This is a genomic window from Streptomyces sp. NPDC092045 (assembly GCF_044756005.1).
Lineage (GTDB): Bacteria > Actinomycetota > Actinomycetes > Streptomycetales > Streptomycetaceae > Streptomyces.
This window is the reverse complement of sequence record NZ_JBIVSC010000002.1, coordinates 87,330-112,890: the sequence shown is the minus strand read 5'-3', so window position 1 is coordinate 112,890 and position 25,561 is coordinate 87,330. Positions and strand designations below refer to the sequence as shown.

The window sequence follows — 25,561 nt, the reverse complement described above, 5'->3', positions numbered from 1 at the left end:
CCACAGCAGAAAATATGGTCATTCCGCAGAACGGCGGGACGACCCGTGGATCGCCGGCACTTGGTGACAAGGCCGATCCACCACAGAGCGGAGGAATCGGAGAATGGCCGGCGCGATGCGCAAGATGGCGGTCTACCTCGGCCTCGTGGAGGACGATGGGTACGACGGCCGGGGCTTCGACCCCGACGACGACTTCGAACCCGAGCTGGAGCCGGAGCCCGAGCGCGACCGGCGCCATGCCCCCCCGCGACAGGTGGAGCACGAGGAGCCGGTGCGCGTGGTGAAGCCCCCGGCTCCCCGGGAGCCCGTCGCCCATTCCGTCCCGGTACTCGCCGAAAGTGGACGTCCGGCCCGAATTGCCCCCGTGGCATCCATCACACCCGAACGCCCGAGCCTGGAGAAGAACGCACCGGTGATCATGCCCAAGGTCGTGTCCGAGCGGGAGCCCTACCGCATCACCACGCTGCACCCCCGGACCTACAACGAGGCCCGTACCATCGGGGAACACTTCCGTGAGGGCACCCCGGTGATCATGAACCTCACGGAGATGGACGACACGGACGCGAAGCGACTTGTCGACTTTGCCGCCGGACTCGTCTTCGGACTCCATGGCAGCATTGAGCGCGTGACGCAGAAGGTGTTCCTGTTGTCGCCTGCTAACGTCGATGTCACGGCGGAGGACAAGGCCCGGATCGCAGAGGGCGGATTCTTCAACCAGAGCTGAGAACACAGGAACCGGACGGACCGGTCGCGAGGGCGGCCGGGACGAGCGAGAGCACGCAAGCCAGGGGAGAGGGAAACGCGGGATGGGCGTCGCACTACAGGTGGTCTACATCGTGCTGATGTGCTTCCTCGTCCTCCTGATCGTCCGGCTCGTCATGGACTACGTCTTCCAGTTCGCCCGTTCATGGCAACCCGGTAAGGCGATGGTGGTCGTCCTTGAGGCCACCTACACTGTCACCGATCCACCGCTCAAGCTCCTGCGGCGGCTGATCCCGCCGCTGCGTCTCGGGGGTGTGGCACTCGACCTGTCCTTCTTCGTTCTGATGATCATCGTCTACATCCTGATCTCCATCGTGAGCAGCTTCGCGAGGTGAGTGTGGACGATACGGTCTTGCCGACTGCCGACGACTACGTAGAGGTGAAGAAGAGATGCCGCTGACTCCCGAGGACGTGCGGAACAAGCAGTTCACGACCGTCCGCCTTCGAGAAGGCTATGACGAGGACGAGGTCGATGCCTTCCTCGACGAGGTCGAGGCCGAGCTGACCCGCCTGCTCCGCGAGAACGAGGACCTGCGCGCCAAGCTGGCCGCCGCGACGCGCGCCGCCGCGCAGAACCAGCAGCAGCAGGGCATGCGCAAGCCCCCGGAGCAGCAGGATCGTCCCGTCGGTCCCGGGGCCCCGGTACCCGCCGCCATATCCGGACCGCCGGTCCAGCAGCAGCCGCCGCAGATGGGCCCGCCGCAGCTGCCTTCCGGTGCCCCTCAGCTTCCCGCCGGTCCCATGCAGGGCGGCCCCATGCAGGGCGGGCCCATGGGCCCCGGCCCGATGCAGGGCGGCCCCATGCAGGGTGGACCGATGGGTCCCGGCCCGATGCAGGGCGGTCCGATGGGCCACCCGCAGCAGATGCAGCAGCAGCAGCCCGCGCAGGCTCCGGGCGGCGACAGCGCCGCGCGTGTCCTCTCGCTGGCCCAGCAGACGGCCGACCAGGCGATCGCGGAGGCCCGTTCCGAGGCCAACAAGATCGTCGGCGAGGCGCGCTCGCGCGCCGAGGGCCTGGAGCGGGACGCCCGCGCCAAGGCCGACGCCCTGGAGCGGGACGCGCAGGAGAAGCACCGCGTCGCGATGGGCTCCCTGGAGTCCGCCCGCGCCACCCTGGAGCGCAAGGTCGAGGACCTGCGGGGCTTCGAGCGCGAGTACCGCACGCGTCTGAAGTCGTACCTGGAGTCGCAGCTGCGCCAGCTGGAGACCCAGGCGGACGACTCGCTGGCTCCGCCGCGGACCCCGGCCGCAGCTTCCCTGCCGCCGGCCCCGTCGATGGCCTCGGCCGGCGCCGGCGCCCCGTCCTACGGCGGCGGCACGATGGGCGGCGGCCCGTCCATGGGCGGCGCCCCGTCCTACGGCGGCGGTCAGCAGCAGATGTCCCCGGCGATGACCCAGCCGATGGCTCCGGTCCGTCCGCAGGCACCGCAGCCGATGCAGCAGGCTCCGGCGCCGATGCGGGGCTTCCTGATCGACGAGGACGACAACTGACGGCGGGCGGTCGCGCGACGAGCGCGTAGCCGTCGGCAGGCTACGAGGGCCGGCTCCCGGGAAACCGGGGGCCGGCCCTTCGTCGTGTGCGGGGAAGAGCCGGGCGGGGGCGCCGTGAGTTCGGGCCGGCGTCCGGTGCGGGGCCGGGAGCGCCGCGGCGGGCCGTTCCCCCTCGCCCCTTCCCGAAACCGGGGCTCCGCGCCGGACCTCGGAGGAGCCCCGGCCCTGAACGCGGCGGCTTCGCGCCGCGAGGACGCCGGGTCCCGGCACGCCGAACCCGCCCCGGCCCCGGGCGGCACCCCGCCGCCGGAGCGCGAGTCGCCCCGCCCCCGGCAGGGTTTCGGGGAGGAGCGGGGGAAACGGAAGGCCCGGCGCCCCGGAGACCGGGGAGCCGGGCTTTTACCGTGCCGGTTACGCCTTGCGGAGGCGGAACGTCAGGCCGAGGGCCTCGTCCGTGAACGGGGCGCCGTAGCTGTCGTCGGCCTCGCCGTTCGCGTGGTCCGTCGCCAGGACCTCGTCCGCGATGAGGGCCGCGTGGGCCGTCAGGGCCTCCGCGGTCTCCTCGGAGTCCGAGGTCCAGCGCAGGGCGATGCGGTCGGCGACGTCCAGGCCGCTGTTCTTGCGGGCCTCCTGGATCAGCCGGATCGCGTCGCGGGCCAGGCCCGCCCGGCGCAGCTCCGGGGTGATCTCCAGGTCGAGGGCGACCGTCGCGCCCGCGTCCGAGGCGACCGACCAGCCCTCGCGGGGGGTCTCCGTGATGACGATCTCCTCGGGGGTGACGGTGATCGTCTCGCCGTTCACCTCCAAGGGAGCCTCTCCGGAGCGCAGCGCCAGGGAGAGGGCCGCCGCGTCCGCCGCCGCCACCGCCTTGGCCACGTCCTGGACGCCCTTGCCGAAGCGCTTGCCCAGGGCGCGGAAGTTCGCCTTGGCCGTCGTGTCGACCAGCGAGCCGCCGACCTCGGAGAGGGACGCCAGGGAGGAGACGTTCAGCTCCTCCGTGATCTGGGCCCGGAGCTCGGGGGAGAGCCCCGCGAAGCCGTTGGCCGCGACCAGGGCGCGGGAGAGCGGCTGACGGGTCTTCACGCCCGACTCGGCGCGCGTCGCCCGGCCCAGCTCCACCAGGCGCCGGACGAGCAGCATCTGCTCGGAGAGGGTGCCGTCGATCAGCGCGGCGTCCGCCTCCGGCCAGGTGGCCAGGTGGACCGACTCCGGGGCGTCCGGGGTCACCGGGACGACCAGGTCCTGCCAGACCCGCTCGGTGATGAACGGGGTCAGCGGGGCCATCAGGCGGGTGACCGTCTCCACGACCTCGTGCAGGGTCCGCAGGGCCGCCCTGTCGCCCTGCCAGAAGCGGCGGCGGGAGCGGCGCACGTACCAGTTGGACAGGTCGTCGACGAACGCCGACAGGAGCTTGCCGGTGCGCTGGGTGTCGTACGACTCCATCGCCTCGGTGGCCTCGGCCACCAGGGTGTTCAGCTCGGAGAGCAGCCACTTGTCGAGGACCGTGCGGTCGGCCGGGGCCGGGTCCGCCGCGCTCGGCGCCCAGCCCGACGTGCGGGCGTAGAGCGCCTGGAAGGCGACCGTGTTCCAGTACGTCAGGAGGGTCTTGCGGACGACCTCCTGGATCGTGCCGTGGCCCACCCGGCGGGCCGCCCACGGCGAGCCGCCGGCCGCCATGAACCAGCGGACCGCGTCGGCGCCGTGCTGGTCCATCAGCGGGATCGGCTGGAGGATGTTCCCCAGGTGCTTGGACATCTTGCGGCCGTCCTCGGCGAGGATGTGGCCCAGGCAGACCACGTTCTCGTACGACGACTTGTCGAACACCAGGGTGCCGACGGCCATCAGCGTGTAGAACCAGCCGCGGGTCTGGTCGATCGCCTCGGAGATGAACTGCGCCGGGTAGCGGCTCTCGAACAGCTCCTTGTTCTCGTACGGGTAGCCGTACTGAGCGAACGGCATCGAGCCCGAGTCGTACCAGGCGTCGATGACCTCCGGCACGCGGACGGCCTCCAGCGCGCAGCCCTCGTGGGTGCAGGGGAAGGTGACCGCGTCGATGTACGGGCGGTGCGGGTCCAGGCCCGACTGGTCGGTGCCGGTCAGCTCGGTCAGCTCGGCGCGCGAGCCCACGCAGGTCAGGTGCCCCTCCTCGCAGCGCCAGATCGGCAGCGGGGTGCCCCAGTAGCGGTTGCGGGAGAGGGCCCAGTCGACGTTGTTGGTCAGCCAGTCGCCGAAGCGCCCGTGCTTGACCGACTCCGGGAACCAGTTGGTGCCCTCGTTCTCCGCGAGCATGCGGTCCTTGACCGCGGTCGTGCGGATGTACCAGGACGGCTGCGCGTAGTAGAGCAGGGCCGTGTGGCAGCGCCAGCAGTGCGGGTAGCTGTGCTCGTACGCGACGTGCCGGAAGAGCAGGCCGCGCGCGTCCAGGTCGGCGGTCAGCGCCTCGTCGGCCTTCTTGAAGAAGACGCCGCCGACCAGCGGCACGTCCTCCTCGAAGGTGCCGTCGGGGCGGACCGGGTTCACGACCGGCAGGCCGTACGCCTTGCAGACCCGGAGGTCGTCCTCGCCGAAGGCGGGGGACTGGTGGACCAGACCCGTGCCGTCCTCGGTCGTCACGTACTCGGCGTTGACGACGTAGTGCGCCGGCTCGGGGAACTCGATCAGCTCGAACGGGCGCCGGTACGTCCAGCGCTCCATGTCCTTGCCGGTGAAGGTCTCGCCGGTGGTGACCCAGCCCTCGCCGAGCGCCTTGTCGACCAGCGGCTCGGCGACGACGACCTGCTCGTCGCCGTCGGTGGCGACCACGTAGGAGACCTCGGGGTGGGCGGCGACCGCCGTGTTGGACACCAGGGTCCACGGGGTCGTCGTCCAGACCAGGAGCGCCGCCCGGCCGGCCAGCGGGCCGGAGGTCAGCGGGAAGCGGACGTAGACCGAGGGGTCGACGACCGTCTCGTACCCCTGCGCCAGCTCGTGGTCGGAGAGGCCGGTGCCGCAGCGGGGACACCAGGGCGCGACCCGGTGGTCCTGGACCAGCAGGTCCTTCTCGAAGATCTGCTTCAGCGACCACCAGACCGACTCGATGTACGAGGGGTCCATGGTCCGGTACGCGTCGTCGAGGTCGACCCAGTAGCCCATCCGGGTCGTCAGCTCGGCGAAGGCGTCGGTGTGCCGGGTCACGGACTCGCGGCACTTGTCGTTGAACTCGGCGATGCCGTACGCCTCGATGTCCTTCTTGCCGGAGAAGCCGAGCTCCTTCTCGACGGCGAGCTCGACCGGCAGGCCGTGGCAGTCCCAGCCGGCCTTGCGGGCCACGTGGTAGCCGCGCATGGTCCGGAAGCGGGGGAAGACGTCCTTGAAGACGCGGGCCTCGATGTGGTGGGCGCCCGGCATGCCGTTGGCGGTGGGCGGGCCCTCGTAGAACACCCACTCGGGGCGGCCCTCGGACCGCTCCAGGGTCTTCGCGAAGACCTTGTTCTCCTGCCAGAAGTCGAGCACGGCGTGCTCGAGGGCGGGCAGGTCGACCTGGGCGGGCACCTGGCGGTACTGCGGCGCTGTCATGCGGCGGACTCTCCTCCGGACGGACGGTTCTGCTTCCGTCGGAGGGACGAGAGCGCTGCTCCCGCGGTACCACCCTCCTTGGCCCCGGACGTGACCGTCCCGAGCCCCCTCATTGGGGTCGCGACGCCGGGTCTAGTCGCCGCGCCCCGTGGCGCGGCTTTCTTCCGGCGGCTCCGGGGTGATGCTTCACATCGGGCTCGCCCCCGGGCTCTCACCGTCCCCGGGTCGCTCATGGCTGCGTACGACGCTACTCGTCCCCATCCAAGCCTTTCGCTGAGGCCAGTGTACGGGGCCCGGCGAAGGGGGGCCGACCGGTTTTCCGTGACCCGAATGGCCACACGGCGGGCGCCGGACCCGGGGTGCGGCCATGTGGGGGAGGGGTGGGGCGGATAACCGCGCGGGGAGCTGGGCACAACGGTTGCAGGCCGCCCCGGCGGGGAGCGGGGGCGGGTGGGAACGGCGGCGTGCCCCGTTGCCGCGGGCCTCGGGCCGATTTATCGTCCCAGCACGATTCGCGAGCAAGATCACAAAACGTGAAGGGGCCGCGACATGGTGGCGAAGAAGACCGCCGCGAAGAAGACCACGGCCGGGAGACCGGCGGCGGTCGCCGGGCACCCCACGGTCGCGGAGGAAGCGGAGCCCGCCCCGGAGGCGGCCGGGAAGAAGACGGAGAAGGGCGAGAAGGGCAAGAAGGCCGAGAAGGCCGAGAAGGCCGAGAAGGCCGGGCGGAAGGAAGCCGGCGAGAAGGAGGCCGGAAGGGCGGGCGCCAAGAAGGCGGTCGCGAAGAAGGTGGCGTCCGCGAAGAAGACGGTCGCGAAGAAGGCCGCGGCGGCCAAGAAGGCCGTCGTGGGGAAGACGGGAGCGGCGGCCCCCGCCGAGGCGGCCTCCGCCGAGGACGCCGACGCCCCGGACGCGCCCGCCGGGAAGGCCGGGACGAAGAGGGCGGCCGCCGGCAGGGCGTCCGCGCGGAAGCAGACAGGAGCCAGGACGGTGGCAGCGAAGAAGACCGCGGGTGGCGTCACGACCGTCGGCGACGGGACCGCGGTGCCTCCGGCCCGCACCGGCGAGCTCGCGGTCCGGCCGGGCGAGGACCCCTGGACGCCCGAGGAGGTCGCCGAGGCCCGCAACGGGCTCCAGGCGGAGGTGCTGCGGCTGCGCAGCGAGCTCGCCCACTCGCAGGAGGAGCTGACCGGCCTCATGCGGGACTCGGGCGACGGCGCCGGGGACGACCAGGCCGACACCGGCACCAAGAACATCACCCGCGAGCACGAGCTGGCCCTCGCGGCCAACGCCCGGGAGATGCTGGAGCAGTCCGAGCACGCCCTGGAGCGGCTCGACGCCGGCACGTACGGCCTGTGCGAGGTGTGCGGCAGGCCGATCGGCAAGGCCAGGATGCAGGCCTTCCCGAGGGCCACGCTCTGCGTCGAGGACAAGCAGCGGCAGGAGCGGCGCGGCTGAGGCGGGCCCGCGCGGCGTCCGGGGCGGCACGGGCCGGGCGCCGCGCGGTCGGTGGTCTCGGCCGACGGTGTCGCACGCCTGTGCCGTACCCTCGGTGCACGGTCAGGCATCGAGGTCGAGGGACTCACTCACGTGGCAGAGGCGGAGCGCATCATCGGTACGCCGGATTCAGCAGGGGCCGACGGGTCGGCCGCCTCCGACGGCACGGACGTCCCCGCGGAGCGTCCCCGGGGCGGGCGCCGGATCGTCGCCCTGTTCGTGGTGGCCCTCCTGGCCTACCTGCTCGACCTCGGCAGCAAGATCCTCGTGGTCGAGAAGCTGGAGGGCCGCGAGCCGATCCGGGTGATCGGCGACCTGCTCCGCTTCGACGCCATCCGGAACCCGGGCGCCGCCTTCGGCATGGGCGAGGCCTTCACGATCATCTTCACCTGCATCGCCGCCGCCGTGATCGTCGTGATCGTCCGGCTCGCGCGGAAGCTCTACAGCCTGCCCTGGGCCATCGCGCTCGGTCTGCTGCTCGGCGGCGCGCTCGGCAACCTCACGGACCGGATCTTCCGCTCGCCGGGCGTCTTCGAGGGCGCGGTCGTCGACTTCATCGCCCCCGCGCACTTCGCCGTCTTCAACCTCGCCGACTCGGCGATCGTCTGCGGCGGCATCCTCATCGTGATCCTGTCGTTCCGGGGCCTGGACCCCGACGGGACCGTCCACAAGGACTGACAAGGCATACTCGACGGGTGAGTACGAGTCCCGAGATCCGCACGCTGCCCGTTCCCGATGGCCTGGAGGGCGAGCGCGTCGACGCCGCCATCGCCCGCATGTTCGGGTTCTCCCGCACGAAGGCGGCCGAGCTGGCCGCCGCAGGGAAGGTCCAGGTCGACGGCTCCGTCGTCGGCAAGTCCGAGCGGGTCAGCGGCGGCGCGTGGCTGGAGGTCGAGATGCCGGGCGCGGCGGCGCCCGTGCAGATCGTCGCGGAGCCGGTCGAGGGCATGGAGATCGTCCACGACGACGACGACATCGTCGTGATCATGAAGCCGATCGGCGTCGCCGCCCACCCCAGCCCCGGCTGGACCGGCACCACCGTCATCGGCGGCCTCGCCGCCGCCGGCTACCGCATCTCCACCTCCGGCGCCGCCGAGCGCCAGGGCATCGTGCACCGCCTCGACGTCGGCACCTCCGGCCTGATGGTCGTCGCGAAGTCGGAGTACGCGTACACCTCGCTCAAGCGCCAGTTCAAGGAGCGCACGGTCGACAAGCGCTACCACGCGCTCGTCCAGGGCCACCCCGACCCGATGAGCGGCACCATCGACGCCCCCATCGGCCGGCACCCCCAGCACGACTACAAGTGGGCGGTCACCGCCGACGGCAAGCCCTCCGTCACGCACTACGACCTCATCGAGGCGTACCGCTCGGCCTCGCTGCTCGACATCAAGCTGGAGACGGGCCGCACCCACCAGATCCGGGTGCACATGTCCGCCCACCGCCACCCCTGCGTCGGCGACCTCACCTACGGCGCCGACCCGACGATCGCCAAGCGCCTCGGCCTGACCCGGCAGTGGCTGCACGCCGTCCGCCTCGGCTTCGAGCACCCCGGCGACGGCTCGTGGGTCGAGTTCGCCAGCACCTACCCCGAGGACCTGCGCAAGGCCCTGGACCGGATCGAGGCGGAGAGCCGGTGAGCGCCGCGTACGAGGTCCGCGAGGTCCTGGGCGACGAGGACCGGGAGGCCTGCTTCGCGGTCCGCCGCGAGGTCTTCGTCGAGGAGCAGGGCGTGCCCCGGGAGCTGGAGTACGACGCGTACGACGCGACCGCCGTGCACGTCCTCGCGGTCCGCGCGGACGGCCTTCCGCTGGGCACCGGACGCCTGCTGCACGGCGCCGACGCACTCGGCAAGACCGGCGGCGACGCCTCGGTGGGCTCGCTCGGCCGGCTCGCGGTCGCCGGGGCGGCGCGCGGCCTCGGGGTCGGCGCGGCCCTGGTCCGGGGCATCGAGGGTGCGGCGCGCGAGCGCGGTCTGACCGCCGTCGACCTGCACGCGCAGACCCACGCCCTCGGCTTCTACGAGCGGCTCGGGTACGAGGCGTACGGCCCCGAGTTCCCGGACGCGGGCATCCCGCACCGGGCCATGCGCAAGGCGCTGTAGCGCCCGTCCGGCGGGTCGCGCCCGGGCCCGCCGGACGCTCCCCGGGCCCGGCCGGCCCCTCCCGGGGACCGTCCGCCGCGGCACCCCGGGGACAACACGTGTGAAAAGAGGCCTACGTGGCAGGCTGAGCCCGTGGATCAATTGGCCCTGCTGTTCCTGCTGCTCCTCGGCGCCCTGCTCACCGTCCCCCTCGGCGAGCGGCTCGGGCTGCCCGCGCCCGTCCTGATGACCCTCGTCGGGATCGTGCTGGCCTTCCTGCCCTTCGTGCCGAACGTCGAGATCCCGCCGGAGTACATCCTCCCGCTGGTGCTGCCGCCCCTGCTCTACGCGGCCGTGCAGCGGACCTCCTGGCGCCAGTTCGCGGCCAACAAGCGGCCCATCTTCCTGCTCGCGGTGGCCCTGGTCTTCGTCACCACGGCCGCCGTCGGCGCCGTCGCCAACGCGCTGGTGCCCGGCATTCCGCTGGCCGCCGCCATCGCGCTCGGCGCCCTCGTCGCCCCGCCCGACCCGGTCGCCGCGACCGCCGTCGCGGGCTCCCTCGGGCTGCCCCGCCGGCTCGTGTCGATCCTGGAGGGCGAGGGGCTCTTCAACGACGTCACCGCGATCGTGCTCTACCACGTGGCGATCGCCGCCGCCGTCAGCGGCTCCTTCTCGCTGCCCGGGGCGGCCGGCGCCCTGGTGCTCTCCGCCGTCGTGGCCGTGGTCGTCGGCCTGGGGCTCGGCTGGCTCTCCAACAAGCTCATCGGGTTCCTGGGCGACGCCACCCTCCAGACCGGACTCACCCTCCTCGTCCCCTTCGTGAGCTACGTGCTCGCCGAGGAGCTGCACGGCTCCGGCGTCCTCTCCGTCCTGATCACCGCGCTCTTCCTGGCCGAGCACGCGGCCGACGCGGACGACGTCATGGGCCGGCTCGCCGGACAGACCTTCTGGGAGATCGTCGACACCCTCGTGACCGGCATCGCCTTCGGCCTCATCGGCCTGGAGGTCGTCCACGTCTTCGGATACGCCGACGGGCACGTCCTGGAGATGCTCGGCTGGGGCGCCGCGGTGGCCGGGACGGTCGTCGTCGTCCGGCTGCTGTGGCTGCTGCCCGCGACCTGGCTGGCGAAGAAGTTGCACACGCTCCGGGACGTGGACGAGGAGATCCCGGTGAGCTGGCGGGAGACCGTCGTCATGTGGTGGGCGGGGATGCGCGGGGTGGCCTCGGTGGCGCTCGCGCTCGCCGTCCCGCTCACCACCGACGACGGCGAGCCCTTCCCCGGCCGCGCGGAGATCGTCTTCATCGCCTTCTGCGTGATCCTCACCACGCTCGTCCTCCAGGGGCTCACCCTGCCCACCCTGGTCCGGTGGCTGGGGGTGAAGGCGGACGCCGAGGCCGAACGGGTCCTGGAGCACGACCTCGCGGTCCGGGCCGCGAAGGCGGCCAAACGGCGGCTCAAGGAGATCGAGGAGGTCGAGGACCTGCCGGAGGAGGTGCAGGAGCGGCTCCAGCGCAGCGCCTTCGACATCGCGGCGCGGATCAGCCCCGACGTCGTGGACGACGAGCGGCGGGCCGCCTTCGCGGAGCGGGTGGACCGCTTCAAGGCGGTGCAGCGCATCCAGCGGGAGCTGATGTCGGCCGCCCGGCACGAGGTCCTGGCGGCGCGCAGCGAGCCGGGCGCCGACCCGGAGGTGGTGGACCGGGTGCTCCGCCAGCTGGACGTGCGCAGCATGCGGTGAGCGGGGGCGGTCCGCGGCGGTGTGCGGGGCCGGTGACGCGCGGGGCACGGGCCGGTGGGGGTGCCGGGCCCGGCGCGCGGGGGCGGTCCGCCGCGGGTGGCAGGATGGCGGACATGGACATCATGCTTTTCCACTCGGTGTACGGACCGCGCCCGGCCGTGCAGGCCGCGGCCGACCGGCTGCGGGACGCCGGGCACCGGGTGTGGACGCCGGACCTCTTCGACGGCTGGACCACGGATTCGGTGGAGGAGGGCACGGCGAAGCGGGACGAGATCGGCAAGGACGAGCTCCTGAGGCGCGCGATCCTGGCCGCCGCCCCGTACTCGGAGCGCGGACTCGTCTACGCCGGCTTCTCGCTGGGCGCGTCGGTCGCGCAGACCCTGGCCCTCGGCGACGAGAAGGCGCGCGGCCTCCTGCTGCTGCACGGCACCTCGGACCTCGCGCCGAACGCGTCGGTGGACGAGCTGCCCGTGCAGCTGCACGTGGCCGAGCCCGATCCCTACGAGACGGACGACTGGCTGTCCGCCTGGTACCTCCGGATGGGCCGGGCGGGGGCGGACGTGGAGGTCCACCGCTACCGGGGCGCCGGGCACCTCTACACGGACCCGGAGCTGCCGGACTGGGACGCGGAGGCGGCCGAGCGGACCTGGGCGGTGGCGCTCGCGTTCCTGGAGGAGCTGGCGGACGCGGCGTGACTCCGCGCGGACGTGCGCCGGGGGCGCGGCGGGAGGCTCTTCCCGCCGCGCCCCCGGTGTGTTCCCGGAGCCGGGTCAGCCGCGGTACGCGGTCCAGTGCTGGTTCATCCGGGACACCTGGCCCGCGGTGAACTGGTACATGCAGGAGTCGTACGTGTAGTCCATGAAGTTGTGGATCGGGTCCGCGCCCGTCGTGGTGCAGGTGTCGCGGCCCGTCGGGCACTCGTAGGCCGGGCTCGACTCGGCCGGGGTGTCGGCCACGGAGTCGCCGCTGCCGCTGCAACCGCCCTGGAAGGTGTGGTACAGCCCCATCCAGTGGCCGACCTCGTGCGTACCGGTGTCGCCCTGGTTGTAGTTGGCCGCCGAGCCGCCCGGGAGCGAGGCGTCCAGGACGACGACGCCGTCCATCTTCGGGTTGGACTTGTACGAGGACGGGAAGGTCGCCCAGCCGAGGAGGCCGCCGCCGAGCTTGGCGGTGTAGAAGTTCAGCGCGTTGGCGCCGCCCTTGCGGAGCGTCTGCTTCATCTGCTTCTCGGCGCTGGAACCGGAGGACAGGTTGTACCAGGTCGAGTTGTCCGTGTAGTCCGTGCCGGCCAGCGTGAACTGGAAGTTGGTGTTCACGTTGCCGGTGCCCTGGCCGCCGTAGGCCGCGTTGAGGACCGCGATCTGGCTGTTGACGGCGGAGGCGGAGAGCTTGCCCGTCGTCCCGGAGTGGATGACGTGGAAGTACACCGGGATGGTGACCGCGGCGGCGGCCCGGCCCGAGGCGGCGGCCCGGGCGGCACTGGCGGCCGCGGCCGGGGAGAGCGACGCCAGTCTCTTCCGGAGGTCCGCGTCCATCGCCTCGGCCCGGGCGGCCGAGACCTCGTTCGGCTCGGCGGCGTGGCTGTCGGCGCCGCGCGCCTTGCGGGCGGCGGAGACGGCCCCGGTGCCGTCCTCGCACTCCTCGGCGGACAGGGAGGCGGCGCGGTCGGCGGTGGCGGCACCGGTGGCGACGGGCGCCGAGAGCGGGGCAAGGGCCAGGGTTCCGGCCATGACGGCCGTACCGATGACACGACGTGACGTACGCGGGGATATGCGGACAAGAGCACGCATGGTGACTCCTCGTGGGGGGTGCGCGGAGGAACTTCCTCCGCCACGCCGGGGAGATTACGCGTCCATGTCAGAGATCGTTGAGGAGTGATCAGGCCCAATCATCCATGGGGCAATTCGGTGCAACGGGAAGAAAATCTTCTGCGCCTTCCGGAGTTTGAGACGTCGACGTAACGAGCGGAGGGACGGAGGCGGGTGGTGTGTCCGGATTCGATCGCTGGAACTCGCCACCCGCCGTAGCCGTGTGATCTCTCGTTAACAGAAGGGATCATGGCTGAAAATCAACCATCCGAGCTGTCTCAGAGGACCGGCTGGTACACCCGCTCGACACGCTGCGTTCCGCTCGGCGTCCGGTACGAGCGCGCCCAGGCCGCCGTCGCGGCCGGATCCCTCTTGTCGGAGACCGTGTAGTAGTCCATCTGCGAGCGGGCGGCGGTCACGTCGAGCACCCCGTAGCCGTGGTGGTCCATGTCCACCCACTTCACGTGCCGGTTGGCCGCCTTCACCGCGGTCGCCGCCACCGCCGAGAGCGTCCCCGGCGCCACGTGCAGCAGGTCGTCCAGATTGTCCGAGGTCACCGAGGTGACCACGAACTCGGTCGCCGCCGAGGCCGAGAGCGGATACGTCGCGGCCTTCACCGGCACGTCGTTGGCCCAGGCCATGTGGATGTCGCCGGTCAGGAAGACCGTGTTCCGGACGCCCCGCGAGGTCAGGTGCGCGAGCAGCTCCTTCCGGTCGTCCGTGTAGCCGTCCCACTGGTCGACGTTGACCGCGAGCCCCTCCTTCGGCAGGCCCGTCAGCTCCGCGAGCGGCTCCAGGAGGTGGGCGGGCAGGGCGCCGAAGGCGACCGGCGAGATCATCACCGAGGTGCCGACCAGCTGCCAGGTCGCGTCCGAACCGGCAAGCCCGGCCTTGAGCCAGTCCAGTTGGGCGCGCCCGGTGATGCTCCGCTCCGGGTCGTCGACCGTGCCGCTGCCCGTCTTCGCCTGGGCCGAGCGGAACGAGCGCAGGTCGAGCAGGTGCAGATCGGCCAGCCTGCCGAAGCGCAGCCGCCGGAAGACCGTCCCCTCGGTGGACGCCCGGACCGGCATCCACTCGAAGTACGCCCGCTTGGCGGCCGCCACCCGGGCCGCCCACTCGCCCTCGGCGCCGGGGGTGTGGTTCTCGGCCCCGCCCGTCCAGGCGTCGTTGGCGAACTCGTGGTCGTCCCAGATGGCGATCACCGGGTGCGCCGCGTGCAGCGACTGGAGGTCGGGGTCCGTCTTGTACTTCCCGTGCCGGGCGCGGTAGTCGGCGAGCGAGACGATCTCGTGGCGCGGCTCGTGGGACCGGACGGTCTCCTTCGCGTCGGGGTAGACCCCGGCGGCGTACTCGTAGAGGTAGTCGCCGAGGTGGAGCACCGCGTCCAGGTCGGCGCGGGCGGCGAGGTGGCGGTACGCCGAGAAGTACCCGGCCTCCCAGTTCGCGCAGGAGACCACGCCGAAGCGGACGCCGGGCGCGGCGGCGTCGGCGGCCGGGGCGGTGCGGGTGCGGGCGGCCGGCGAGACCGCGCCGTCCACGGTGAAGCGGAACCAGTAGGAGGTGGCCGGGCGCAGGCCCCGGACGTCCGCCTTCACGGTGTGGTCGGTGGCGGCGCCCGCCGTGGTCGTGCCGGAGGCGACGGTCCGGGCGAAGGCGCGGTCCTCGGCCACCTCCCAGCCGACCCGGACGTCGGGGCCGAGGCCGGAACCGGGCAGGGCCTCGGGAACGGGGGTGACGCGCGTCCAGAGCAGGACGCCGTCGGGCAGCGGGTCGCCGGAGGCGACGCCGTGGAGGAAGGCGGGGGACCCGGACCCCGCGAGGGCGGGGGAGGCCGCGCCGAGGAGGGCGGGCGCGGCGACGGCGGTGACGGCGGCGGCCTTCACGACCGTGCGGCGGGTGGGGGCGGAGGACAGGGAGCGACTGGTCACGGGCAGTCAGATTACTGACGGGTACGGCCGGAGGGCAGGCGAAATCCGGAAGTTCGCCGACTGGCCGCCCCCGGGACGCCCGGAGGACCGGAGCCGGTCCGGACGCGTCCCGGCCCCGGACCGGTGGTCCGGGGCCGGGAGGCCGGTGCCCCGCCGCGGAGCGGGCGCCGGCCTCCGGGACGGGGACCGGCGGCGGGCGTCAGCCCTTGAGGGCCGCGGTGATCGCCGTGGTGAACTCCTCCGGCGTCATCGGCGGGTTGTCGGAGCCCTGGACCGTCACCGGCTTGCCGTCCATCTTCAGCGTCGGGGTGCCCTTGACCCCGCTGTCGTCGAAGGCCTCGGACATCTTCATCGCCCAGGCGTCGAAGGTGCCCTCCTCGACGTTCTTCTTGAACGCGGCGTTGCCCTTGAGCGCCGGCACCGAGTCCGCGACCTCCAGGAGGTAGGAGTCCTTGGCGAACTTGTCGTCGTTCTCCTCCGGGTGGAACTTCGTGGAGTAGAGCGCGGACTTGTACCTCAGGAAGGCCTCCGGGCTCACGTCCAGGGCCGCGCCCAGCGCCGAGAGGGCGTTCTTGGAGCCCTCGCCCGTGGCGGCGTCGTCGATGAAGGTGGCGCCGACGTACCGGACCTTGTACGTGCCGGCCTCGACGTCCTTCTCGACCGTGGGGCCGACCGACTGCTCGAAGGTCGCGCAGACCGGACAGCGCGAGTCCTCGTACAGCTCCAGGGTCTTCTTCGCGGAGGCCTTGCCGACGACGACCGTCGTGCCGTTCGCGCCCGAGGTGTTCTTCGGGGCCGTGACGGACGTCGCCTTCGCCGCCGTCTCCCACGCGGACGGCTTGTTGGCCTGCACCACCGCGTAGCCGACGCCGCCGGCGACGGCGAGCACGGCCACGGCCGAACCGGCCACGACGAGCTGCCGGCGCACCCGCTCCTTCTTCGCCTGCTGCTCGCGCTCCCGGCGCAGTCGCTCGCGGGCGGCCGCCTTGTTGGCCTGGCTGTTGCGTGCACTCATGATCTTCTTCTCCGTGGGTCCTGCGGGGCGCGCGACGTCCGTGGAGGACGTGGGGCGCCCGTGAAAAGGGGGAAAGGGGAGCCGCGGGGCTCGCTCAGACGAGGGCGAGGCCCGGAAGCGGCGGCCCCCGCCGCCCCACGGAGTGCACGAGGAGCCGGGTGCGCGAGGACCGGGGCCGGCCCTCGGGGCGCCCGGAGCGCCGGGGCGCCGGGCGCCCCGAGCGGAAGAGGGCCGCCACGAGCAGCAGCGGCCGGAACGCGAAGGCCTCCACCGCGCCGACCAGCCGGGCGAGCGCCCGCTCCCCGCCGCGCAGCCAGCAGGCCGCCGAGAACCCGACGCCCACGTGGGCCAGGAGCAGCAGCCACGGCAGCGCCGGGTCGGGGGAGGAGACGAGGGCGGCCGCGTGCACGCTCTCCGGGGCCGCCACACCGGGCAGCGGGGCCCCCACGGCGCCGCCGCAGAAGACCTCCACGCCCACCGCGCGCAGCGACCCGGCGACCGGCCCGCCGGCGGGGCCGTAGCAGGCCGTCTGGCCGCTGGTGAAGAAGGTGTCGGCCGCCAGTTCCAGCGGGACGAGGAGCCCGGCGATCGGGCCGAGGCCGCGCTCGCGGCCGGCCAGCGCGTACGCCACGGCGAAGACGGCGGCGGCGACCGGGACGACCGGGCCCACCGGCAGCGGCACGCCCGAGAGCAGCACGTGGGACGCCACGGACAGCGTCACGACCAGTGCCGTGAAGAACGCCGCCCGCAGCGCCCTCAGCTGCGTCCCTGCCATGTCCATCGTCCAGGAGTGTGCCACGCGGGCGCGTAAGGGGTCACTAAAGGGAAACTGTGGACGGTCCCGCCGGCCCCTGGAGCCCCGGGATCCGGTCGTTGCGGAAGAGGTCCACGAAGATCTGGTGGTCGGCCCGGGCGCGGGCCCCGTAGGAGTGCGCGAAGTCCACGAGCGACTCGGCGAAGCCCTCCCCGTCGGCGCCGATCGCCGCGTCGATGGCCCGCTCCGTCGAGAACGGCACGAGGGAGTGGCCGCTGGAGTCGTCCGCCGCCGCGTGCATGGTCGCGGTCGCCCGCCCCAGGTCCGCCACGGTCGCCGCGATCTCGGCCGGGTCGTCGATGTCCGACCAGTCCAGGTCCACCGCGTACGGCGAGACCTCCGCCACCAGCTGGCCCGCGCCGCCCAGCTCCGTCCACCCCAGCCAGGGGTCCGCGTGCGCCTGGAGCGCCCGCTGCGAGATCACCGTCCGGTGCCCCTCGTGCCGGAAGTACTCCCGCACCGCCGCGTCGGTCACGTGCCGGGAGACCGCCGGGGTCTGCGCCTGCTTGAGGTAGATCACGACGTCGTTCTCCAGGGCGTCGCTGTTGCCCTCCAGGAGGACGTTGTACGAGGGGAGGCCGGCCGAGCCGATGCCGATCCCGCGCCGCCCCACCACGTCCTTCACCCGGTGCGAGCCGGGGCGGACCAGGCTGGACTCCGGCAGGGTCCCCAGATAGGCGTCGAAGGCCGTCAGGACCTCGCGGCGGGTGGCCGCGTCCAGCTCGATCGTGCCCCGGCCCGCCGAGAAGCGGCGCTCGAAGTCCCGGATCTCGGTCATCGAGTCGAGGAGCCCGAAGCGGGTCAGCGACCGGGCCGTGCGCAGGGCGGCGAGCAGCGGCCCGTCGGCGGTCTCCAGGGTGAAGCCGGGCGCCTCGTCCTCCCCGCCGGCCGCCAGGACGTGGATCCGCTCCCGGTAGGCGGCGGCGCAGATCCGCACGAGCCCGGTGATCTGCCCGTCACTGAGCGCCTTGGCGTAGCCGATCAGGGCGAGCGAGGCCGCGAGCCGCTTCAGGTCCCAGGTGAAGGGGCCCACGTACGCCTCGTCGAAGTCGTTGACGTTGAAGACCAGGCGCCCGTTGGCGTCCATGTACGTGCCGAAGTTCTCGGCGTGCAGGTCGCCGTGGATCCAGACCCGGCCGGTGCGCTCGTCCAGGTACGGCCCGCCGTGCGCCTCCTGCTCCAGGTCGGCGTAGAACAGGCACGCGGTGCCCCGGTAGAAGGCGAAGGCGGACCCGGCCATCTTCCGGAACTTGACGCGGAAGGCCGCCGGGTCGGCGGCGAGCAGCTCGCCGAACGCGGTGCCGAAGACGGCGAGGATGTGCTCGCCGCGCTCGGCGGCGGTGGGCCGGGGGACCGACATCGGGATGCCTCCTGGTACGGGACGTGCACGCAGAGTGTTCACGACAAAAGGGACAGGTGTTCCCCGTCTCCCCACACGCGACCCTAGCCCCCGGGCGCCCCCCTCCACCCTCCCGCCCGACTAGACTCCGACACCGTCCCCCTCAGACTGCCCGCAGCCTGTCCGTCGTCGTTCCCGGAGGCCTTCCGCCGTGACCAAGCCGCCCTTCACGCACCTCCACGTCCACACCCAGTACTCGCTGCTGGACGGTGCCGCGCGGCTGAAGGACATGTTCGACGCGTGCAACGAGATGGGCATGACGCACATCGCCATGTCCGACCACGGCAACCTGCACGGCGCGTACGACTTCTTCCACACGGCCAAGAAGGCCGGGGTCACGCCGATCATCGGCATCGAGGCGTACGTCGCCCCCGAGTCCCGGCGGAACAAGCGGAAGATCCAGTGGGGCCAGCCGCACCAGAAGCGGGACGACGTCTCCGGCTCCGGCGGCTACACCCACAAGACGATCTGGGCGGCGAACTCCACCGGCCTCCACAACCTCTTCCGGCTCTCCTCCGACGCCTACGCCGAGGGCTGGCTCCAGAAGTGGCCCCGGATGGACAAGGAGACCATCTCCCAGTGGTCCGAGGGCCTGATCGCCTCCACCGGCTGCCCCTCCGGCGAGCTCCAGACCCGGCTGCGCCTCGGCCAGTTCGACGAGGCCCTGAAGTCCGCCTCCGAGTACCAGGACATCTTCGGCAAGGACCGGTACTTCCTGGAGCTGATGGACCACGGCATCGAGATCGAGCACCGGGTCCGCGACGGACTCCTGGAGATCGGCAGGAAGCTCGGCATCCCGCCGCTGGTCACCAACGACTCGCACTACACCTACGCGCACGAGGCCGTCGCCCACGACGCCCTGCTCTGCATCCAGACCGGCAAGAACCTCTCCGACCCGGACCGCTTCAAGTTCGACGGCACCGGCTACTACCTGAAGTCCACGGACGAGATGTACGCCGTCGACTCCTCGGACGCCTGGCAGGAGGGCTGCCGCAACACCCTCCTGGTCGCCGAGCAGATCGACACCTCCGGCATGTTCGAGGCCAAGAACCTCATGCCGAAGTTCGACATCCCCGAGGGCTACACCGAGGTCACCTGGTTCCGCGAGGAGACCATGCGGGGCATGCACCGCCGGTTCCCCGGCGGCATCCCCGAGGACCGCATGAAGCAGGTCGAGTACGAGATGGACACCATCATCTCGATGGGCTTCCCCGGCTACTTCCTCGTCGTCGCCGACTTCATCATGTGGGCCAAGAGCCAGGGCATCGCCGTGGGCCCCGGCCGCGGCTCCGCGGCCGGCTCGATCGTCGCGTACGCCATGGGCATCACCGACCTCGACCCCATCCCGCACGGACTGATCTTCGAGCGCTTCCTCAACCCCGAGCGCATCTCCATGCCCGACGTCGACATCGACTTCGACGAGCGCCGGCGCGTCGAGGTGATCCGTTACGTCACGGAGAAGTACGGCTCCGACAAGGTCGCCATGATCGGCACCTACGGCAAGATCAAGGCCAAGAACGCCATCAAGGACTCCGCGCGCGTCCTCGGCTACCCGTACGCCATGGGCGACCGGCTCACCAAGGCCATGCCCGCCGACGTCCTCGGCAAGGGCATCGACCTCGACGGCATCACCAACCCCTCCCACCCGCGCTACAGCGAGGCGGGCGAGATCCGGGCGATGTACGAGAACGAGCCCGACGTCAAGAAGGTCATCGACACCGCCCGGGGCGTCGAGGGCCTGGTCCGGCAGATGGGCGTGCACGCCGCCGGCGTGATCATGTCCAGCGAGCCGATCGTCGACCACGCGCCGATCTGGGTGCGGCACACCGACGGCGTCACCATCACGCAGTGGGACTACCCGCAGTGCGAGTCGCTCGGCCTCCTGAAGATGGACTTCCTGGGCCTGCGCAACCTCACCATCATGGACGACGCCGTCAAGATGGTGAAGGCGAACAAGGGCGTCGACCTCGACCTCCTCGCCCTGCCGCTCGACGACCCGAAGACCTTCGAACTGCTCCAGCGCGGCGACACCCTCGGCGTCTTCCAGTTCGACGGCGGGCCCATGCGCTCGCTGCTCCGGCTGATGAAGCCCGACAACTTCGAAGACATCTCCGCCGTGTCCGCCCTGTACCGGCCGGGCCCGATGGGCATGAACTCGCACACGAACTACGCCCTGCGCAAGAACAAGCAGCAGGAGATCACCCCGATCCACCCCGAGCTGGAGAAGCCGCTCGAAGAGGTGCTCGCGGTCACCTACGGCCTCATCGTCTACCAGGAGCAGGTGCAGAAGGCCGCCCAGATCATCGCCGGCTACTCGCTCGGCGAGGCCGACATCCTCCGCCGCGTGATGGGCAAGAAGAAGCCCGAGGAACTGGCGAAGAACTTCACCATCTTCCAGGCCGGAGCCCGGAAGAACGGCTACAGCGACGAGGCCATCCAGTCCCTCTGGGACGTCCTGGTCCCCTTCGCCGGCTACGCCTTCAACAAGGCGCACTCCGCCGCGTACGGCCTGGTCTCCTACTGGACCGCCTACCTCAAGGCCAACCACCCGGCCGAGTACATGGCGGGACTGCTCACCTCGGTCAAGGACGACAAGGACAAGTCCGCGGTCTACCTCAACGAGTGCCGCCGCATGGGCATCAAGGTGCTGCCGCCCAACGTCAACGAGTCCCAGTCGAACTTCGCCGCCCAGGGCGACGACGTGATCCTCTTCGGCCTCACCGCCGTCCGCAACGTCGGCACCAACGTCGTCGAGTCGATCATCAAGACCCGCAAGTCCAAGGGGAAGTACTCCTCCTTCCCCGACTTCCTCGACAAGGTCGAGGCCGTCGTCTGCAACAAGCGGACCGTCGAGTCGCTGATCAAGGCCGGCGCCTTCGACGAGATGGGCCACACCCGCAAGGGCCTGGTCGCCCACCACGAACCCATGATCGACAACGTGGTGGCGGTCAAGCGCAAGGAGGCCGAGGGACAGTTCGACCTCTTCGGCGGCATGGGCGAGGAGACCAGCGACGAGCCCGGCTTCGGCCTGGACGTCGAGTTCTCCGACGTCGAGTGGGAGAAGTCCTACCTGCTCGCCCAGGAGCGCGAGATGCTCGGCCTCTACGTCTCCGACCACCCGCTCTTCGGCATCGAGCACGTCCTCTCCGACAAGACGGACGCGGCGATCTCCCAGCTCACCGGCGGCGAGCACGGCGACGGCGCGGTCGTCACCATCGGCGGCATCATCTCCGGCCTCCAGCGCAAGATGACCAAGCAGGGCAACGCCTGGGCCATCGCCACCGTCGAGGACCTCGCCGGCTCCATCGAGTGCATGTTCTTCCCGGCCACCTACCAGCTGGTCTCCACCCAGCTCGTCGAGGACACGGTCGTCTTCGTCAAGGGCCGGCTCGACAAGCGCGAGGACGTGCCCCGGCTCGTCGCCATGGAGCTCCAGGTCCCCGACCTGTCCAACGCCGGGACCAACGCGCCGGTGATCCTCACCATCCCGACGGTCAAGGTGACCCCGCCGATGGTCAGCAGGCTCGGCGAGATCCTCAAGCACCACAAGGGCAACACCGAGGTGCGGATCAGGCTCCAGGGCCCGCGCAAGACCACCGTGCTGCGGCTCGACCGGCACCGGGTGACGGCCGACCCGGCGCTCTTCGGCGACCTGAAGGTGCTGCTCGGCCCGTCCTGCCTGGCGGGCTGAGCCGCCGTCCGGCCGTGCGCAAGGGGCGCGCCCGTCGTCACGGGCGCGCCCCTTTGCCGTACGCGAAAGCCGTCAGTTGTGGCCGAAGCGCTTCTGGCGGCCCTTGCGGGCGACGTCGCTCGGGAGGACCTGGGACGCGCGCTGCGCGGCCTCGGACTCCATCGCCGACTGCTGCGCCTGCTGGGCGCCGCGCTCGGCCGGCGACTGCTGCTTCTGACCGCGGTTCTGGTTCCGGTTCTTGGCCATGGTGATGCCTCCTCAAGGGAATTAGGGGCCAGGGCCGCTGTCAGACTCACATACCGCATGAAACGCCGCATTTTGGATCATTACGCAGGGTCAGCCCCCCGCGAGCAGGACATCCGCCACGCCGATGATCCAGTTCCGACCGTCAAGCCACCGGCGGTCGGGCAGACTCGAAGGAAACCCGGAGCAACTTCCGATCCCGAGTCCGACCCCCAGGGCCGAAAGAGGGTGGAACACGTGGACCGCTGCGTCGTCCTGGTGGACGCCGGCTACCTGCTGGGCGCCGCCGCCAGCCTCCTCGCCGGGGAACCGGCCCGTTCCCGGATCACCGTCGACCACGCCGGGCTGATCCAGCAGCTGCGCCAGCGGGCCGAGGCCGAGACCGCCCTGCCCCTCCTGCGGATCTACTGGTTCGACGGCGCGCCCGACCGGGTGCCCCAGCCCGAGCACCGCAGGCTGCGCGTGATGCCCCGGGTCACCGTCCGGCTCGGCGCCCTGACCAGGAGCGACGGACGCTGGGCGCAGAAGGGCGTCGACGCGGCCATGCACACCGAGCTGACCGAGCTCGCCCGGAACAGGGCCTGCTCCGACATCGTGCTCGTCACCGGTGACGGCGACCTGCTGCCCGGCCTCATGTCCGCCAAGGAGCACGGCGTCGCCGTCCACCTCTGGGCCGTCCAGGCCGCCGACGGCGACTACAACCAGTCCGAGGACCTCGTCGCCGAGGCCGACGAGCGGCGGGTCCTCGACCGGGCCTGGATCACCCGCGCGGTCCGCGCCAAGGACCTCACCGGCCTCTGCGCGCCCCCGCCCGCCCCGCGCCCCGAGATCGCCGCGATCCTCTCCGCGCCGCTGCCCGAGGCCGCCCTCGCCGCCTCCGCGGAACGGGCGGCGGAAGCCGCCGCGACGGCGGCCGTGCGGAACGGGCGCACGGGCCCGGCCGGGACGAACGGCTCCTCCGCCGCCCCCGACGGCGACCACGATCACGGCCACGACCACGCGGGGGAGAACGGCCGCGCCCCGGCCCAGAGCAGGGGAGTCCCCACCCCCAAGGACCTCGCCGGGCTGCGCGGCCCCGCCGCCAACGGCGTCCACGGCCCCCACGGCTCCTCCGCCGCGCAGAGCGCCAGCGCGCTCCGCTGGTCCTCCGACCGGGGCTGGGTCGAGCGCCCCGCCCCCCTCGGCGAACCGCCCGAGACCGCCTCCCTGCCCACCCTCGCCGCCCTCACCAGCGCCGAGCAGCGCTGGGCCGACCGCGAGGAGGACATCACCACCGTCGGCGGCGACCCCTTCGAGGTCGGGCAGGTGTTCGCCCGTCGCTGGATGGAACGCCTCCCGGAGCAGAGCCACGTCCAGAAGCTCTCCACCCTCTACCCCCGCATCCCGCACCGCATCGACGGCGAACTCCTCCGCTACGCCGCCCGCTTCGGCCTCCTCGCCCACAAGGACGACCAGATCGACGAGCACGACCGGTACGCGATCCGGGCCGGTTTCTGGCGCGAGATCGACGTCCGCGCCGCCGCCGAACACGCCCCCGCGCCCGGAGCGGGCCCGGCGACCCCGTAGGCTCTTCCTCCGTGAGTACGGTGTGCGCGGTGCGGGATCTGGTCAAGACGTACCCCGCCACGCGCGGCAGGCGCGGTGCCCCGGCGACCCCCGAGGTGCGGGCCACCGACGGGATCAGCCTCGACGTGCGCGGCGGCGAGATCTTCGGGCTGCTCGGCCCCAACGGGGCGGGCAAGTCCACCCTCGTCCGCCAGGTCACCGGGCTCATGCGCCCCGACTCCGGCTCCGTCGAGCTCCTCGGCCACGACCTGGTGCGCCACCCCGAGCGGGCCTCCCGGCTCCTCGCCCACCTCGGCCAGGAGTCCACCGCCCTCGACGAGCTGACCGTCGCCCTCGCCGCCGAGACCACCGGCCGGCTGCGCGGCCTCACCGCCCGCGACGCGCGCGCCGAGAGCGGCGCCGTCCTGGAGGAGCTCGGCCTCACCGCGCTCGCCCCCCGGCCCCTCAAGAAGCTCTCCGGCGGACAGCGCCGCCTCGCCTGCGTCGCCGCCGCCCTCGTCGGCCGGCGGCCCGTCCTCGTCCTCGACGAGCCCACCACCGGCATGGACCCGGTCGCCCGCCGCGCCGTCTGGGCCGCCGTCGACCGGCGGCGCGCCGAGCACGGCACCACCGTGCTGCTCGTCACCCACAACGTCATCGAGGCCGAGACCGTCCTCGACCGGGTCGCCGTCCTCGAACACGGCCGGGTCATCGCCTGCGACACCCCGACCGGGCTCAAGGAGCGCGTCGCGGGCGAGGTCCGCGTCGAGCTGGTCTGGCGCGAGACCGCCCCCCTCCACCTGCCCGAGGTCGCCGCCCTGCGCGGCCTCGCCCAGGAGACCGGCCGGCGCTGGGTCCTGCGGCTCGCCCCCGACGCGGCCCGCGCGGCCGTCGCCACCGTCACCGGCGGCGCCGCCTTCGCCGCCCTCGACGACTTCACCCTGGCCACCCCCAGCCTGGAGGACGTCTACCTCGCCCTCGGCGGCGGGGCGAAGGGCGCGGAGGGGCTGGTGAAGGGATGACCCGCCCCGCCGCCGACGGCGGCCGCGTCCCCCGCACCCCGCACGCGGACCTCCCCGCCCCCGCGGGGCACCGCGTCCCGTACCCCCACGCGACCGTCAGGAGCTGTCCGCAGTGAGCACCGTACCCGCCGAGGCCCTGCCGACCCGCGCGCCGGGCGTCCGTCCGCGCGACGGCGAGGCCGCCGCCGCGCCCCTCGCCCCGAGCGCCCGGCTGCTGCCCTCCCTGGCCGCCGTCTACCGCGCCCAGCTCTCCCGCGCCCGCGTCGCCCGGATCCCGCTGCTCTTCGTCGCCACCTTCCAGTCCATCGGGATCATGGTCCTGATGCGCGGGGTCGTCGACGGCGGCTCCGAGGCGCGCGCGGTCGTCGCCGGCTCCACCGTCCTCGTCGTCGCCTTCGTCGCGCTCAACCTGCTCGCCCAGTACTTCGGGCAGCTGCGGGCCGGCGGCGGCCTCGACCACTACGCCACCCTGCCGGTGCCGCCCGCCGCCGTCGTGCTCGGCGCGGCCGGGGCGTACGCCTCCTTCACCGTCCCCGGGACCGCCTTCACCGCCGTCGCGGGCTCCCTGCTCTTCGGCCTGCCGCTCACCCACCTGTGGATCCTCGTCGCCGTCGTCCCGCTCTCCGGCGCCGCCCTCGCCGGGCTCGGCGCCGCCCTCGGGCTCCTCGCGCCCCGTCAGGAGCTGGCCACCCTCCTGGGCCAGCTCGGCATGTCGGCGGCGCTGCTCCTCGGCGTGCTCCCGGCGGAGCGGCTGCCCGGGCCCATCGGCTGGGCGCGGGACCTGCTGCCGTCGACGTACGGCGTGGAGGCCCTGGCCCGCGCCTTCGACCCGGACCCCGACTGGGCGGCCGTCGCCCTCGACCTCGTCGTCTGCGGCGCGGTCGGCGCGGTCTCGCTAGTGGTCGCCACCTGGGCGTACCGAAGGGCCGCCGTCCGCTGAGGCGGGTCACAGGCACACCTGGCACGATGGC

The 25,561-nt window shown here is 72.3% G+C and carries 20 protein-coding genes; 13 read left to right on the top strand and 7 right to left on the bottom strand.

What is annotated here, in order from left to right:
- Positions 1 to 103: 103 nt before the first annotated feature.
- The 3 genes from ACIQKA_RS07275 to ACIQKA_RS07265 all read left to right on the top strand — a co-directional run bounded on the left by ACIQKA_RS07275 (position 104) and on the right by ACIQKA_RS07265 (position 2,253).
- The gene (locus tag ACIQKA_RS07275; protein WP_121832120.1) at positions 104 to 724 is read left to right on the top strand and encodes a cell division protein SepF; all 621 of its coding nucleotides are present in this window, start codon (positions 104 to 106) and stop codon (positions 722 to 724) included.
- Between the two features lie 82 nt (positions 725 to 806).
- Positions 807 to 1,097 (top strand): YggT family protein, encoded by a 291-nt coding sequence (locus ACIQKA_RS07270; RefSeq protein WP_017238790.1) that lies wholly within the window; start codon positions 807 to 809, stop codon positions 1,095 to 1,097.
- 55 nt (positions 1,098 to 1,152) lie between these two features.
- Complete coding sequence (locus ACIQKA_RS07265; RefSeq protein ID WP_390106035.1) at positions 1,153 to 2,253, top strand: DivIVA domain-containing protein; 1,101 nt, start codon at positions 1,153 to 1,155, stop codon at positions 2,251 to 2,253.
- A gap of 411 nt (positions 2,254 to 2,664) precedes the next feature.
- Here the strand turns inward: ACIQKA_RS07265 and ileS are convergent, their stop codons facing one another.
- Positions 2,665 to 5,808, bottom strand: coding sequence for an isoleucine--tRNA ligase (gene ileS, locus ACIQKA_RS07260; protein WP_383149194.1), 3,144 nt, complete (start codon positions 5,806 to 5,808; stop codon positions 2,665 to 2,667).
- A gap of 549 nt (positions 5,809 to 6,357) precedes the next feature.
- On the opposite strand from ileS, the gene ACIQKA_RS07255 reads away from it, so the two are divergent.
- From ACIQKA_RS07255 to ACIQKA_RS07230, 6 genes are all read left to right on the top strand, one after another.
- A complete protein-coding gene (locus ACIQKA_RS07255) occupies positions 6,358 to 7,266 on the top strand; it encodes a TraR/DksA family transcriptional regulator (RefSeq protein ID WP_402540308.1) in 909 nt (302 codons plus the stop codon).
- A gap of 132 nt (positions 7,267 to 7,398) precedes the next feature.
- Positions 7,399 to 7,983, top strand: coding sequence for a signal peptidase II (gene lspA / locus ACIQKA_RS07250; protein ID WP_383149190.1), 585 nt, complete (start codon positions 7,399 to 7,401; stop codon positions 7,981 to 7,983).
- A 17-nt stretch (positions 7,984 to 8,000) separates the two neighbouring features.
- Positions 8,001 to 8,942, top strand: coding sequence for an RluA family pseudouridine synthase (locus tag ACIQKA_RS07245; protein WP_121833682.1), 942 nt, complete (start codon positions 8,001 to 8,003; stop codon positions 8,940 to 8,942).
- Positions 8,939 to 9,406 (top strand): GNAT family N-acetyltransferase, encoded by a 468-nt coding sequence (locus ACIQKA_RS07240; protein WP_383441453.1) that lies wholly within the window; start codon positions 8,939 to 8,941, stop codon positions 9,404 to 9,406. Before ACIQKA_RS07245 ends, ACIQKA_RS07240 begins: the two co-directional genes overlap by 4 nt.
- Before the next feature lie 132 nt (positions 9,407 to 9,538).
- The gene (locus ACIQKA_RS07235; protein WP_391093053.1) at positions 9,539 to 11,125 is read left to right on the top strand and encodes a Na+/H+ antiporter; all 1,587 of its coding nucleotides are present in this window, start codon (positions 9,539 to 9,541) and stop codon (positions 11,123 to 11,125) included.
- A 113-nt stretch (positions 11,126 to 11,238) separates the two neighbouring features.
- Positions 11,239 to 11,820: a dienelactone hydrolase family protein gene (locus ACIQKA_RS07230; RefSeq protein ID WP_383149185.1), complete on the top strand. Its 582-nt coding sequence runs from the start codon at positions 11,239 to 11,241 to the stop codon at positions 11,818 to 11,820.
- A gap of 75 nt (positions 11,821 to 11,895) precedes the next feature.
- Here the strand turns inward: ACIQKA_RS07230 and ACIQKA_RS07225 are convergent, their stop codons facing one another.
- The 5 genes from ACIQKA_RS07225 to ACIQKA_RS07205 all read right to left on the bottom strand — a co-directional run bounded on the left by ACIQKA_RS07225 (position 11,896) and on the right by ACIQKA_RS07205 (position 18,050).
- Positions 11,896 to 12,855, bottom strand: coding sequence for a M43 family zinc metalloprotease (locus tag ACIQKA_RS07225; RefSeq protein WP_391093056.1), 960 nt, complete (start codon positions 12,853 to 12,855; stop codon positions 11,896 to 11,898).
- Positions 12,856 to 13,211: 356 nt separating this feature from the next.
- Positions 13,212 to 14,861: an alkaline phosphatase D family protein gene (locus ACIQKA_RS07220; protein WP_383441455.1), complete on the bottom strand. Its 1,650-nt coding sequence runs from the start codon at positions 14,859 to 14,861 to the stop codon at positions 13,212 to 13,214.
- 199 nt (positions 14,862 to 15,060) lie between these two features.
- The gene (locus tag ACIQKA_RS07215) at positions 15,061 to 15,876 is read right to left on the bottom strand and encodes a DsbA family protein (protein ID WP_402540305.1); all 816 of its coding nucleotides are present in this window, start codon (positions 15,874 to 15,876) and stop codon (positions 15,061 to 15,063) included.
- Positions 15,877 to 15,970: 94 nt separating this feature from the next.
- Positions 15,971 to 16,657 (bottom strand): hypothetical protein, encoded by a 687-nt coding sequence (locus ACIQKA_RS07210; RefSeq protein WP_383441459.1) that lies wholly within the window; start codon positions 16,655 to 16,657, stop codon positions 15,971 to 15,973.
- A gap of 37 nt (positions 16,658 to 16,694) precedes the next feature.
- Complete coding sequence (locus ACIQKA_RS07205) at positions 16,695 to 18,050, bottom strand: DUF2252 domain-containing protein (protein WP_402540302.1); 1,356 nt, start codon at positions 18,048 to 18,050, stop codon at positions 16,695 to 16,697.
- Between the two features lie 190 nt (positions 18,051 to 18,240).
- On the opposite strand from ACIQKA_RS07205, the gene dnaE reads away from it, so the two are divergent.
- Positions 18,241 to 21,780 (top strand): DNA polymerase III subunit alpha, encoded by a 3,540-nt coding sequence (dnaE, locus tag ACIQKA_RS07200; RefSeq protein WP_383149173.1) that lies wholly within the window; start codon positions 18,241 to 18,243, stop codon positions 21,778 to 21,780.
- A 72-nt stretch (positions 21,781 to 21,852) separates the two neighbouring features.
- Here dnaE and ACIQKA_RS07195 read toward each other — a convergent pair whose 3' ends face one another.
- The gene (locus ACIQKA_RS07195) at positions 21,853 to 22,026 is read right to left on the bottom strand and encodes a hypothetical protein (protein ID WP_163013880.1); all 174 of its coding nucleotides are present in this window, start codon (positions 22,024 to 22,026) and stop codon (positions 21,853 to 21,855) included.
- A 225-nt stretch (positions 22,027 to 22,251) separates the two neighbouring features.
- Between ACIQKA_RS07195 and ACIQKA_RS07190 the strand changes: the two genes are divergently transcribed.
- The 3 genes from ACIQKA_RS07190 (at position 22,252) to ACIQKA_RS07180 (ending at position 25,530) form a co-directional block, all read left to right on the top strand.
- Complete coding sequence (locus ACIQKA_RS07190; RefSeq protein ID WP_402540300.1) at positions 22,252 to 23,589, top strand: NYN domain-containing protein; 1,338 nt, start codon at positions 22,252 to 22,254, stop codon at positions 23,587 to 23,589.
- A 20-nt stretch (positions 23,590 to 23,609) separates the two neighbouring features.
- Complete coding sequence (locus tag ACIQKA_RS07185; RefSeq protein ID WP_383149228.1) at positions 23,610 to 24,590, top strand: ABC transporter ATP-binding protein; 981 nt, start codon at positions 23,610 to 23,612, stop codon at positions 24,588 to 24,590.
- A gap of 112 nt (positions 24,591 to 24,702) precedes the next feature.
- A complete protein-coding gene (locus tag ACIQKA_RS07180) occupies positions 24,703 to 25,530 on the top strand; it encodes an ABC transporter permease (protein ID WP_402540298.1) in 828 nt (275 codons plus the stop codon).
- Positions 25,531 to 25,561 lie beyond the last annotated feature (31 nt).